This window comes from Candidatus Poriferisodalis sp. (assembly GCF_965204125.1).
In the GTDB taxonomy this organism is placed as follows: domain Bacteria; phylum Actinomycetota; class Acidimicrobiia; order Acidimicrobiales; family Poriferisodalaceae; genus Poriferisodalis.
Genome location: NZ_OZ241968.1, coordinates 1,973,775 through 1,987,056, shown reverse-complemented (window position 1 = coordinate 1,987,056; position 13,282 = coordinate 1,973,775). Strand labels below are relative to the sequence as shown.

The 13,282-nt window shown below is 68.1% G+C and carries 8 protein-coding genes; all 8 read right to left on the bottom strand.

Going from position 1 to position 13,282, the window contains the following annotated elements; all coding sequences use genetic code 11:
- Positions 1 to 69: 69 nt before the first annotated feature.
- Positions 70 to 1,434, bottom strand: a complete 1,365-nt coding sequence (locus ACOGXD_RS09310) for an amidase (protein WP_419914448.1) — start codon at positions 1,432 to 1,434, stop codon at positions 70 to 72.
- Between the two features lie 88 nt (positions 1,435 to 1,522).
- A complete protein-coding gene (locus ACOGXD_RS09305) occupies positions 1,523 to 2,209 on the bottom strand; it encodes an ATP-binding cassette domain-containing protein (RefSeq protein WP_419914446.1) in 687 nt (228 codons plus the stop codon).
- The gene (locus tag ACOGXD_RS09300) at positions 2,209 to 3,984 is read right to left on the bottom strand and encodes an ABC transporter permease subunit (protein ID WP_419914444.1); all 1,776 of its coding nucleotides are present in this window, start codon (positions 3,982 to 3,984) and stop codon (positions 2,209 to 2,211) included. The genes ACOGXD_RS09305 and ACOGXD_RS09300 overlap by 1 nt, the downstream gene beginning before the upstream one ends.
- Positions 3,981 to 4,835, bottom strand: a complete 855-nt coding sequence (locus ACOGXD_RS09295; protein ID WP_419914442.1) for a branched-chain amino acid ABC transporter permease — start codon at positions 4,833 to 4,835, stop codon at positions 3,981 to 3,983. The genes ACOGXD_RS09300 and ACOGXD_RS09295 overlap by 4 nt, the downstream gene beginning before the upstream one ends.
- A gap of 109 nt (positions 4,836 to 4,944) precedes the next feature.
- Positions 4,945 to 6,234: a substrate-binding protein gene (locus ACOGXD_RS09290; RefSeq protein WP_419914440.1), complete on the bottom strand. Its 1,290-nt coding sequence runs from the start codon at positions 6,232 to 6,234 to the stop codon at positions 4,945 to 4,947.
- Positions 6,235 to 6,419: 185 nt separating this feature from the next.
- Positions 6,420 to 7,856 carry an ABC transporter substrate-binding protein gene (locus tag ACOGXD_RS09285; RefSeq protein WP_419914438.1) on the bottom strand — a complete coding sequence of 479 codons (1,437 nt, stop codon included), beginning with the start codon at positions 7,854 to 7,856 and terminating at the stop codon, positions 6,420 to 6,422.
- A 9-nt stretch (positions 7,857 to 7,865) separates the two neighbouring features.
- On the bottom strand, positions 7,866 to 8,234 hold the full coding sequence (locus ACOGXD_RS09280; RefSeq protein ID WP_419914436.1) for an ArsR/SmtB family transcription factor: 369 nt from the start codon (positions 8,232 to 8,234) through the stop codon (positions 7,866 to 7,868).
- Positions 8,235 to 8,376: 142 nt separating this feature from the next.
- Complete coding sequence (locus tag ACOGXD_RS09275) at positions 8,377 to 13,209, bottom strand: fibronectin type III domain-containing protein (RefSeq protein WP_419914434.1); 4,833 nt, start codon at positions 13,207 to 13,209, stop codon at positions 8,377 to 8,379.
- Positions 13,210 to 13,282 lie beyond the last annotated feature (73 nt).

Genomic DNA, 13,282 nt, shown 5'->3' with positions numbered 1-13,282 from the left:
CGAATGCTACGCCTGCGCTGTGCAGGGTTGACCGCGCCCTGGACCCCGCGTCGCACATAGAGCGCTGTGTCACACCGGCGGTGCGTGGGCATGATGATCGGTGACCCGCTGGAAGGCCTCGCCCACCGCAGCAAGCGTCCGCTCGGCGTACGGCCTGCCGATGAGCTGGAAGCCGATGGGCAGACCGTCGGGAGCGAAACCGCCCGGCAGGGCGATGGCGGGCAGCCCGGCCCCGTTGACCGGGAAGGTGAACTGGGTTGTTGCGGGAATGAGCGGCACCCCGTCGAGCTCGACCGCGCCATGGGGCAGCACCTGATTGGGGTTGACCGGGGCGATGATCAGGTCGACGCCCTGCTCGTCGAACACGTCCATGCACGCCCGCTCGAACGTCACCCGCTGTGCCTGCGCTGACGCAAGCTCTGCTCCGGAGATCGCAGCACCCGCTTCGAGAATGCCCCGAACCTCCTCGCCGACCAGGTCGGTGTGGTCGGTGCGCAGCTCTTCGAGCAACGCCGCCGACTCGGCGAAGACGATCGTGACGCCCGCCGGCATGTGCTCGGCGCTGTTGGGCACCTGCACTGAGCTGATGTCGGCCACGATCGTGCGGAGCACGTCGACTGCTGCGTCCATCACCGCACCGACGTGAGGATCGACGTCGATCCCGTCGAAGAAGCTGTCGCTCGGCACGCCGAGGGTGAGTTCGCCCGGGTCCGCGGCGTCGCTCAGCGGCGTCTTGGACGAGAACGGGTCATCGGGCGAATGGCCTGCGATGACGTCCAGCAGGATCCGGCAATCCTCAGCGGTACGCCCCATCGGGCCGACCGTGTCGTAGGTCCATGAGAGCAGGTGCAACCCGTGTCGGGGCACGACGCCGCGCGTCGTCTTGATCCCTGTCGTGCCGCAGCAATTCGAGGGGATGCGTACCGAACCGCCGGTATCGGTGCCGAGCGCACCGAACACCTGCCGGGCGGCGAGGCTCGCTGCGCTGCCTCCCGAGGAACCGCCGGTCGAACGCTGCGGATCCCAGGGGTTGTGCGACGCCGGGCAGGAAACGCCGAACGCCAACTCGTGCGTGTTGGTCTTGCCGACGATCACGGCACCGGCCTGACGTAGGCGATGCACGACCGTGGCGTCGTGGTCTGGCACGAATCCCCGCAGGGCTTCGCAATTCGCCTCTGTCGGAACGCCTTCGGTGAAGAACAGGTCCTTGAGGGCGATGGGCACGCCGTGCAGCGGGCCGGCGATCCCTCCGCCGTCGAGCTGTTGGGCCACCGCACGCGCAGCATCAGCCCCGATCGAGGCAAATGCGTTGACCGTGGACTCCGTCCGCTCGATGCTCGCGAGGCAGGCGTCGAGCAACTCGACCGCACTCAGATCTCGGGCTCTGATGGCCTGCGCTGCCGCGGCGAGGCTCATCTGGGTCGGTTCGGTCATGGTTGCCGTCCTTTGTACTTGGTCGTCTGTTGTCGCATGACTGATGTGTTTGGGCTGATCAGGCTGGTTCGGTCTCGCTGGGTTGACCTCATAGGGCGAGGCGGCCCGACAGTCGGTCCGCCAGACCGGCCTCGCCGGCAGTGCCTGTGTCGACGATCTCGCCCTTCTCGAGCACGATGAACCGGTCGGCCAGCCGCAGCGCCAGCGCCAGGTGCTGCTCCACCAGCAGCACGCCGCGGCCCTCCTGCCTCGCCACCGCGAGGGCGTCGCTGAGCAACTCGACATTCGAGGGCTGCAAGCCCTCAGTCGGCTCGTCCATCAGCAGGATGGACGCAGTCGAAGCGAGCGCCGACGCCGCCGCGAGCATCTTCTGCTCGCCACCCGAGAGGGTGCCCGCTCGCTGAGCCTCGCGTCCCGCCAACGACTCGCCGAACATTGCCAGCACGCGGCCGTGCTCGGCCGCCGGATGCCCGCTCAGCCGCAGGTTGTCGCCCACCGAGAGCTGGCTGAACAGCGAGCGCTCCTGGAAAGCAGCTCGCAGCCCGGCCCGAACACGGCGAGAGGGCGGCACCCGCGTGATGTCGGCGCCATCGAGCCTGATCTGCCCGCCGGTCGCCCTCAGCAAGCCGATCATCGTGCGGACCAGAGTCGTCTTGCCGGCGCCGTTGCGTCCGACCAGCGCCACGATCTCCCCTTGGGCGACACCGAAGCTGATGCCGTGCAGCACCGGCACGCTGCCGTAGCCCGAGCGCAGCCCGTGCGCTTCGAACCGCATCAGCTGTCGACCCCCGCGTAGATCGCCTGCACATCAGGGTCGCTCTCGACCTCGGCGACAGTGCCGTCGGCAATGACCTCGCCGCGCGCGAGCACCGTGACGCGATCGGCCACGGCGCGGATGAACGCCATGTCGTGCTCCACGATCACGATCGGCAGCCGATGAGAACGGTGGAGCTCACGCAGCAGCGCGGCCGCTTCGAGGCTCTCGGCAACCGTCATGCCAGCGGTCGGCTCGTCGAGCAGCAGCAGCCCGCAGTCCCCTGCCACCGCCATCGCGATCTCCAGCCACTGCTTGTCTCCGTGGGAGAGATCGCCCGCCCGCATGTCGAGCCGCTCGCCGAGCTGCGTGCGTTCGAGCACTTCCAGCGCAGGCCGCGGCACCGCCGTAGCCCAGGGGCGACGGATCAGGTTCCAGGGCGACGAACGAGTCCCCCAGGCTGCGATGGCCACGTTCGTAGCCACAGACAGGTCGTCGATGAGCTGGGGCGACTGGAACTTGCGACTCACCCCGTGTCTCGCGAACTCCCAGGCTTGGCGGCCCGTGTGCTCGGCGCCGAGCACCAGCACCCGCCCAGACTGGCAGCCCTGCTGGCCCGACAGGATGTCGAGCAGCGTGGACTTGCCCGCGCCGTTCGGCCCGATGAGGCAGCGGAGCTCAGCGTCATCCATGGTGAGCGTGACGCCATCGAGCAACCGGAAGAAGCCGAAGCTCTTGTGCACTTCCCGGGCTTCGAAGACTGCCGCAGCGGCAGCCGACGGCGCCTGCGTGCCTGCGCCTGGGCCCGACGTCGCGTCACCGTCGGTGGCAGCGGGCCGCAGCGTCGGCTGCTGGCGGCGGCGGGCCGGCCGGCCTGCCAACCGCTGGGCGCTGGGGACCAGCCCATGGGGCATCACCACCACGACGGCCACGAAGATCAGGCCGGTGGCGAGCGTCCAGTACTGCAGCCAGACGTCGGCCAGCGTCGCGGAAGCAAAGTTGATCGCCATCGCACCGATGACTGGGCCCACGATGGTTCCCCGCCCGCCGACCAGTGTCCACAGCACCACGCTGGTGGCCAGCGAGAACCCGAAGATCTGCGGCGACACGAAGCTTGTGCGGTGCACGTACAGCGCACCGGCGAAGCCCGCGAGCGCGCCGCCCACGGTGAACGCCCAGATCTTGATCTGGACGGTCTTGTAGCCCAGCGCCTCCATGCGGCGCTCGTTGGAACGGATGCCGATCAGCACCGCGCCGATCGGTCGCGTGAGCAGCGTGCCGACCACGGTGATCGCAACGATGGCCAGCACACTGATCGCGACATCCTGCGCTGTATCGGAGAGTTCGATCCCGAAGGCGCCGAGGCGGGGGACGCCGGTCAGCCCGTTGAAGCCTCCCGTGAGGTCTCGCCACTGCTCGGCGAGCTGCTCCAGCGTGAGCGACAGCACCAGCGTGAGCAGGCCCACCACGACCGCGGACGGCCGGCGTCGCAGCATCGCCACGCCGAGGGCCGCGGCGACACCGGCGCCCACCGCAGCGGAGCCGACAAGCATCGGCACGCTCAGCGACGGCGCCGCGGCGGCGACCTTCGCCGACGTGTACGCAGCGATGCCGAAGGGCAGCAGCTGGCCCAGCGAGAGGATGCCGGAGTAGCCCCACACGAAATCGAGGCTGACGGCGAGCGCGGCGAATACCAGGAACAGCGAGAGCTGTCCCGAGCGGTAGCCGCCGAATGCGCCGCTGAATGCCGCTGCCACGACTGCACAGGCCGCGCCGAGGGCGAGTGCGCGCCTCATGCCGCGGCCCCCTCGACGGGCACCCGGCGAAGCTGCAGCATCAGCACCGCGAGAGCAAGCGAGGCGATCTGCGCCCAGACGGCGTCGTAGAAGTGGATGACACCGGTCTGCACCGCCGCCACCACCAGCGCTCCTGCGATCACGCCCCACAGCCGGTTGAAGCCGCCGACGATCACCACCAGGAACGCCCCGGGCAGGTAGGCGAGCCCGGCCTGGGGCTCGATCGCACCCAGCGGAGCGACCAGAGCACCCGCGACCCCGGCAGTCGCCGCGCCGATGCCGAATGCACAGAAGTTGGCGATGCCGGTGCGCACGCCGCAGGCATCCGCGAGGTCGCGGTCGGCGACGATCGCCCGGACGGTCAATCCGAAGCGTGACCGGGTGAACGCGAGCAGTGTCACCACCACCACGACGACGGCGATGCCGATCAGCACGTAGCGATATGTCGGAAAGAGCACGCCGAATGCCCGGGTCGCGCCGGGCACCGGGTTGGGAACGCCGCGGAAGTCCTTGGTGAAGATCAGCTCGACGGCCTGCCGCAGACAGATCGACAGGCCGAACGTGGCCAGGATCGTCACCTCCGGCCGGCGATGGATGCGTCGGATCAACCCAACCTCGATGCAGGCGCCCAGCACGAACAGCACGACTGCGGCCAGCGGCAGCGACAGCCAGTGGCTGAGCCCGTTGGCGTGAGTGACGTAGGCGACGTACGCCCCGATCATCACGAACTCGCCGTGGGCGAGGTTGATGATCCCCATCAGCCCGAACACAATGCCGAGGCCGAGCGCGACGATCGCAAGCGTCGCGAACAGACTCAGCCCGTTGAGCAGTTCGAGCGTCAGCGCATCCAAGGGACTGAGCTACGAGGCTGAGCCGCCCGGGCCCGAGCGGCCCGTGAGCGAAGCGAACAAGAGCGGGAAGCAACAGGCGGCTCCGCGGGAAGGCTCATGATGTGCGCGTTCACTCGGGACTGCAGGTCTCGTCAGGCTCCACCGCCGGGAACGACTGGACGATGAGCTGTGAGCCGTCGGACTGGATCTCCGCCACATAGATCGGCTGCGCGAGGTGACGGCTGCCGGAGACGGTGATGTCGCCAGTCGGCGTCGAGAGCGACAGTCCTTCGAGGGCCGCTGCGACAGCCGCCGTGTCGGTGCTGCCCGCAGCGTTCGCCGCGGCCGCATACAGCAACGCGGCGTCATAGATGTGCGAGCTGAAGGTCATGTGCGGCGGCGCGTCAGCCCCGAACTGCTCGAAGTAGCGAGCCACGAATGCGTTGTTGGCAGGGTTGTCCACTTCCTTGAAGTAGCCCAGCGTGACCCGCATGCCGGCGGTGACCGACGGTCCCATCGCTCCGAGCACGTTCTCCTCATAGATGTTCGCGAGCCGCGGGATGGCGCTTTGGCCGATGCCGAAGTCGACCGCCTGGGTCTCGAAGGCGATGGCGTCGCCGCCGACGAGCGCCGGGAAGATCAGGTCTGCGCCCGAGCCTGCGATCTGCTGGGCGACAGAGGAGAAGTCCTGGGTGCCGAGCGGGACGTATTCCTCGCCCACCACTTCGCCGCCTGCGGCTTCGATGTACTGCCGGGCAAGCTCGAAGCTCCGCCGAGGCCACACGTAGTCGTTGCCGAGCAGGAACCAGGTGTTGCCGCCGGTCTCGTCCATCATCCACGGGATGACCGGTGCGAGCTGCTGGCTGGGCACCTCGCCCGTGTTGAACATCACTGGCGAGCACTCGCCGCCCTCGTAGAGGGCTGCGTAGATGTACAGCACGCCGGCATCCTCGGCGAGCGGCTTGGCGGCTTCACGTGTCGCGCTGGAATGGGTGCCGAGCACCACGTCGACGCCGTCCGATTCGATGAGCTGCTCCATTGCCTGGCGCCCGACGGCGGGATCGGTGGCGTCGTCGGCGAGGAACGTCTCGACCGGTCGGCCGTTGATGCCGCCAGCGACATTGATGTCCTCTTCGATGAACTCTGCGATGTTGGCCGTGGGCTGGCCGAAGATGCCAGCGGGACCGCTGTTGGAGAACAGGATCCCGATGCGCACCGGCTCCCCCGACGGCTCGGCGGGCTCGTCCGGCGCGGTGGTCGCAGGTGCTTCGGTGGGTTCGGGCGCTGCGTCGCTGTCGTCGGCTGGCTCGTCGGCAGGGGCAGGCGCCGCCTCGGCCTCGGTCGCCGCCGGTTCAGCGACTGCGGGCTCATCGTCGCTCGTCGCGCACGCCGCTGCCATCCCCAGCAGCAGCGCCATCATGATTGCTGCGGTTCGAGAACGGGACCGCGTCCGTGGTTTCAGTGTGCTCCCCACGGCGTCAACCTCCCCCAATATGTGAGTAGATGTTGACATATTGTCCCGTCAAACGGCCCGGGTCAAGCGCGGAGATACACGAGCGGACGGCCCCGGCGCCGACGCGGCGGGTTCAGCCAGAAGCCTGAGAATCAGGCGGGCGCTGCGACGGGAAGCTCGTCGATCACCCGGACCCCCGCCGGCGTCGCCTCCCCCAGCAGCAGCGACTCCAGCGAGCCGCCTCTGCCGCAGCGGCGCGGGCCGCGGTAGGTGCTGGTACGCAAGCCGTTCAGCAGCGACGAGGGATCGGTGCCCCCGCCCGACCTGCAGGCGGCCGCCCAGGTGTGCACTGCCTCGTACACGCCTTCCGCTGCTGCAGACACCGGAGGGGCGCACTCGCCGAACCGGTCTGCATAGCGCCGCAGGAACTCCCGATTCTCTGCGGAATCCATGCCGACGAAGTAGCCGAGAGCGTTCCAGATGCCCGCAGCCGAATCGCCGAGATGCTCCACCACGGCGTCATCCATGAGCGGTGCGAACGTACGGGTGGTCGAGCGAAGCCCCGACGACGAGAACTCGCTCTCGAAGCGGACGTGGTCCTGCCCGACGAAGCTCGACACGACATGGTCAGTGCCGTGTTCGCCGATGGCCGAGATCACCGGCGTGAAGTCCTCGGTTCCCAGCGGTACGTAGCCCTCGCCGCTGACCGTGCCGCCCATGCGCTCGATGACCGCCCGCGCGGCCGTGCCGACCGCGCGGGGCCACGAGTAGTCGTTGCCGGCGAGGAACCAGCGGCTCCCGCCGGTCACCTCGGCCAGGAGCGGGAGGGCTCGGTGCAACTGGTCGAGCGGCCGCTCGCCGAAGTGGATCAGCAGCGGATGGGTGGGGACCGCCTCGCTGGTGGGCGTGTAGAGGTACGGGATGCCCTGGGCGACAGCGATCGGCGAGGTAGCCGAATAGGTCGCCGAGGAATGCATACCCACCACCGCGGCCAAGCCCGACACCCCGCAGAGACGGCGCATCGCGACCACGCCGGTGCCGGGATCGGTGGCGTCATCCGTGACCATGAGTCGAACGTCTCGACCTGTCACGCCGCCGTCAGCGTTGATTTCCTCCACAGCTAGCTGCGCGCAGTTGACCGTTGAGCGGCCGAGGATCCCCGCACTCCCCGACAGCGAGGCGAGCAATCCGAGCGGAATCTCCCAGCCCTCGGCGTCGGCTCCGCAGAGCAGCCCCAGGTCGGCCCCGAAGCGCATGAACTCGCGGTCGTCGATGCTGACTCGGATGCGCAACCGGGTGCCGCCGCTGCGCAGCGGATCGAGGTGACATGCAACATGCCCGAACCAGGGCGATTCGTGCACCAGGTCAATCCGTCGGACGGGTTTGCAGCTCAGCACCCGTGCCGTGCCGTGCACCCGTGACCCCTCGCCGATGGGCAGGGCGAGCCGAACCAGCGCACCGGGCGCCAGCACCTCGGCCTCGGAGCCGAACAGCCAGCCCAGCGCTGGATCGCCGGATCCGAACAGCGCGAACAGCTCGCTCGGGTCTGCCGCTAGCCGCACCTCGCTGCTGAGAACGAGTTCAGCCATCGCAAGCCCTTAGGCGCTCAGCCCGTCGTCTCGCTGGCCAGCGTCGCCGCTTCCGGCGCCAGCGACCGCTTCGTTCATCGCGTCCGCCAACTGCTCGAGCGAGTTCTGGTACACGGAGGCGAGAAAGGCCACCACCGTGTCTGCGGGCGTCGAGGTGAGCGAGTAGTGGCGGTAGCGGCCGTCACGGCGCTCGGTGATCAGCCCGGCAAGGCGCAGGATGCGCAGATGCGACGACACCGCCGTCCGGCCGACGCCGTCGAACCGGGAGGCGATCTCCCCCACCGTCAGCTCGCCATGCTCGCCGATCAATCCCAAGATCGCCCGGCGCGTCTGGTCGGCCAGAGCCGAGAACGTGGCATCACTGGTGGGATCGGTCATGTGCCCAGCCGTATCAGTACGTCAATAGCTGTTCACACATAGTGCCATACAGGAGCAGTGACGTGACCAGCGCGTCAGCGAACCGTCAGATCATCTGCACCGCGCAGCCCACCAATGAGCGGCGCTTGGCTCGCGCGGCCCGCTAGGCCGACGTGGGCCTCGCCGTGGCCATGGACGACCATGCGCCCGATCCCTGAGTGTTCAGGGCCCTGACTCGAACCTTGTAGGTCTTGCCATTCGTCAGGGACGAGAGCACCGTGCGCAATTCCTCAAAGTCATTGTGGGACACGGGCGTCTGCCAACCAGTACCGCCGACAGCGGAGCAGTCGTCGTCGGTGTCGTTGCAGTACGCCACTTCGTACGCGGTGATGTCCGAGTGGTTCTTGGCGGGCGCCGACCACCGCACGGTGATCTCTGCATTGCCAGCCGTCAGTCGAGGCGCCGAGGGAGGATTCGGTGCGCCCGGTGTCGCAGTTGCTCTGCTCGTCCAGGCACTCTCGCCATGGCCTCTGCTGATGGTGCGCATCTCGACGAGGTGCTCGTTGTCGTTGGTGAGCCCAGAGATCGTGTAGCGCGTCGAACCCGAACCGATTCCGGGCCTGGTCGTCCAGTCGTCGTAGTCACTGGTGCAGTCGTTCGCGGTGTCCCCGCTGTCGCAGTACCGCAGTTGGAAGCTCGTGATCGTCGACCCCCGGGCATTCGGCTTGGGCCACGTCACGATCAGCTGCCGATTACCTGATGCCAGCGTCACCGTCGGCGCATCGGGCGCGCCTCTCGGCATGCCCATGGCAGATGATGACCACGGACTCTCACGGTTGTCGTCGGTCGTCGCACGGACCCGTACTTGGTACGCGGTGCCGTTGATCAGGCTTCCGATGGTCGTACTGGTGCTGTCATCGGCATGGGTGTGCGTCTCCCATGTGGCGGCCCATGTCGGATTCGTGGCGCAAGTCAGCACCCTCATGTCGGAGTTGGTCGCGGTGCAGGCCCGGTAGCGCACGTCATAGCCGTCGATGGTCGAACCGTTGGATCGCGGCACGATCCAATTGACCGTCAACGCCATGTTGCCTGTGGTCACCCTGGGCGTAGTGGGTGCTGATGGCGCGCCCACAGGTGTGCCGACGGCCGGCGTTGCAGTCCACGGCCCCCAGCCTTTCTCGTTCTCGGCCCGCACCCGCACCTGGTACGCGGTGCCATTGGTCAGGCCCGTGATGATCCTCGACAGGCTGGCACCGGTATCGCCGTGAAGCCGCCAGTTCCCCCAAGTCGGATTCGGGTCACACGTCTTGACCGTGGTGACGGAGTTGGTTGCGGCGCATGCCCGGTAGGCCACCTCGTAGTGCTCGATCGTCGAGTCATGATCCTCTGGCTCACTCCAGTTGACGCGCAGCTGGCGATCATCGGCAGCCAGTGTCGGCGTAGCCGGAGCGTCGGGTACAGCAGCGACGATGGCTGACTTGATCTGCGACCAACCACTATTGCCAGTGCCGCTCGTGGCCCGCACCCGCACTTGGTACGCGGTGTCGTTCATCAGGCTGCTAATCGTCGTTGTCGTGGTGTCGGCGGCGACGGTTACCGACGTCCATTGCTGGTTCCACTTCGGGCTCGACGTGCAGTCCTTTCGTGTCGCCGTGCAGTCACGGTGCTCAACCTGATAGCCGGTGATGTCCGCGCCGTGCGATGCCGGCTCGCTCCACGACACAACCAGCTGTGTATTGCTGGGCTCCAGGGTCAGCCCGGCGGGTGTCGACGGAGCCGCCAATGGGATGGTGTCGACAGAGTCCGACCACGGCCCAACGCCGTTGGCGTTACGGGCTCTCACCCGCGCCTCGTACTTCGTCCCGTTGGTCAGCCCGGTGATCGTCGCAGCGGTGCTGCTGGCCGCGTAGCTCCGCTCAGCCCAGTTCCCCCACGTCGGGGTGGCGCCGGTGCAGTCTCTCGGCGTTGCGGTGCATGCCCGGAATCCAAGGATGTACTGGGTGATCGCCAGCCCGTTGCTGCCTGGCTCGCCCCACGAGAGGCTGAACTTCCGGTCGCCCGGGTTGATGTTCGGCGCAGCGGGAGCGTCAGGTCGCAGTGACGGCGTGCCCGACGCAGATGACGACCACGGGCCCAGGCCCTGGCCCGCGCCGCCGACACCGTTCACGGCCCGGACGCGCACCCTGTACGTCGTGCCGTTGTTCAACGAGGTGATCGTGTAGGTGGTCGCAGGTGGGTCTCCGCCGCTTTCCGTGACAGTGCCTGGCGACGACCAACCTTGTCCGTCGAGACTGCAATCTGCGGTGCTCACGCAGTGCGCGACGTCGTAGCGGGTGATGGCAGAACCGTTGTCGGCCGGTGCCTTCCATGTCACCACGAGCGATTCGTTGCCCGGGGTCAGCGTGGGCGTCGCGGGCTTGGCCGGCTTGCCGAGCGGCGTTGATTCTTCCGACGTCGAGTACGGCCCGACGCCAGTGGAAATGCGAGCCCTCACTCGCACCTCGTACTTGGTGGCATTCGTAAGGTTCGTGATCGTCAGCGCGAGGTCGCTGAGGTCCGTGAGGGTTCTTGTCTGCCATCCACCCCACCGAGGATTCGCGCTGCAGTCTCTCGGCGTCGCCGTGCACGCCCGGTACTGGACGTCGTAGCGATTGATCGTCGTGCCATTCGGCTCTGCCGGATTCCACGAAACATCGATCTGGCGGTCACCGGCCACGAGACTCGGCGCGTCGGGGGCGTCGGGAAGGGCCTTCGGCGTGGCCGACCTGATCGACGACCACGGGCCCAAGCCCAAGCCTGCGCCGCCGAGATCGTTGATGGCCCGGACGCGCACCCTGTAGGCCGTGCCATTGACGAGACCGGTGATCTCGTGCCTTGGATCGGTGCCCGAGTGAGCTGGAACGTCAGTCCAGTCTTCTGAGTTGCTGGCGCAGGTGCCAGTGCAGTGCTCGACGTCATAGCCGGTGATGCTGAGACCGTTGTCGGCCGGCGCAACCCAGGTCACCACCAGCGATTGATGGCCCGGTTCGACAGTCGGGGTGTTCGGCCTCGCCGGCACCGAGACCGGCTTCGCCTCCCCGGCTGTCGACCACGGCCCCACGCCGTTGGCGTTGCGAGCCCGCACCTGTACCTCGTAGGCGGTGCCGTTGGTCAGTCCCGTGATCGTCGAGACCTTGCCGGTACCCGAGTGGCCGCGCGCCCTCCAACTGCCCCAGGCCTCGGTCTCGCTGTCAGAGCAGTCCTTCGGCGTCGCGGTACAGGCCCGGTACTGCACGTCGTAGTCGGTGATGGCCGACCCGGAGTATCCGGGCTCGTTCCATTGCACGAGGATCTGCCGGTCGCCCGCCGTCAAGTCGGGAGCACGCTCGAAGCTCGGCAGCTCCTCAGGTGTTGCCGACTGAGTTGGCGACCAGTCGCTCTCGCTCCCGCCGCTGCGGGCGCGCACCTGCACCTCGTGCTTGACGCCGTTGCTCAGCTTGGTGATCGTGGTGGTGGTGCCGGTGCCCGAATGGCTGTGGGGCGTCCAGCTGCCGCATGTCAGGCTCGAACCGCACGTCCGGTATCGAACCTCGTAGCCGTCGACGCTCCCGCCGCTCGGGGGCGTCGACGGCGCCCACGTCACCTTCAACTGCTCGTTCGCGGCCTCCACGGTCAGGCGGGCCGGTACCGAGGGCCGTCCGGTCTGCACTTCCGGTATGCCCGACACGATCTGCGACCATGAGCCGAGCCCGAAGATATTGCGGGCCCGCACCCGCACTTGGTATGCGGTGCCGTTGGCGAGACCGGTGATGGTGGTGCTGGTGCCGGTACCCGAATGCGCATGTGCGGTCCAACCGCCCCAGCTCGCACCGGACGTGCAGGTGCTCGGCGTGGCGGTGCACGCGCGGTACTCCACCACGTAGCCGGAGACCGCTGCACCGACGGCGCTGGTGGGTGCCCTCCACGACACTGCCAGACCGGCATTCCTGGTGGTCGCCGTGAGCGACGTCGGTGCGCTCGGCGGATCGGTGCCGATGGCCGTCAGCGTGCCTGCCGCGGCACGGGCCGCAGTGTCGATGCGGTCCGACCCGCTGATCCTGTGCAGAGCAGCCGTCGGAGCGAGGGTGCGCAGGCGGGCATGCAAGCTGGTGTCGAGCGCCGCGCTCCCGCCGACCAGCACGATCGCACGCGGCCGCAGCTCCTCGATGCGTCGCTCGGTGGGAGCGGTCAGCGCGCTCGTCTGGGAGTACAGCACTGCTCCGCCGGTGGTGATGGCCGCGTAGGCAGCGGCGACCCCCATGTCTGCTGGACTCCACCCGTTCGCGATCACCACGGTGGTGGAGAGGTTGGGCGCGGCCGCTGCTGCGGTATCGGTGCGGGACGCGCCGCTGTGGCGCGGCACGCTCTGCACCGAGGGCGCGAGCTCCCGGACACGATCGGCGAGCGATGCTGCGAGCACCACCGTGCCGCCGACGAATTCGACCTGCGAGGGCTGCTGTTCGCGAATGATGCGTTCGGTCGGCTCCGTGAGGTCGTCGGCGTTGGCCAGCAGCACTGCTGCGTTGGGACGTGTCGCCGCCAGGGCGGCCGCCACGCCCGTGTCTGCGGCGCTGAAGCCGTTCGCCACGATGAATGTGGTGGCGTTCGACGGCACCGCCTTCGCAGCCGTATCGAAGCGGTCGGTGCCCTCGATCCGCCGGACTGCAGCACCGCCGACCAGTGCGACCACCTCATCTTGCACTGCGGTTGACAGCGCAGCCGTGCCGCCGACCAGGATCACCGCCGACGGCTGGCGGTCTCGGATGAAGCTTGCTGTACGGGCGGTGAGCTCTCTCGAGTTCGCATAGAGCACCACGGCGTCGGATTGGCTGCCGCTCTCGAGGGCTGCGAGGGCCGATGCAACGGCCGAGTCGGCAGAACTCCAGCCGTTGGCGATGACCACCGTGCCGATGGACCGAGTCTGCGCCGACGCCGCAGGTGCCAGCACGGCCGCGATCAGCACCAGGACGGCAAGCATCGTCGTGCCTCGGCGCGCGCTCCGGCGCAGCGCCGAGCAGGTGCGCATCAACCGCCCCGTGAGTGCGTGAGAG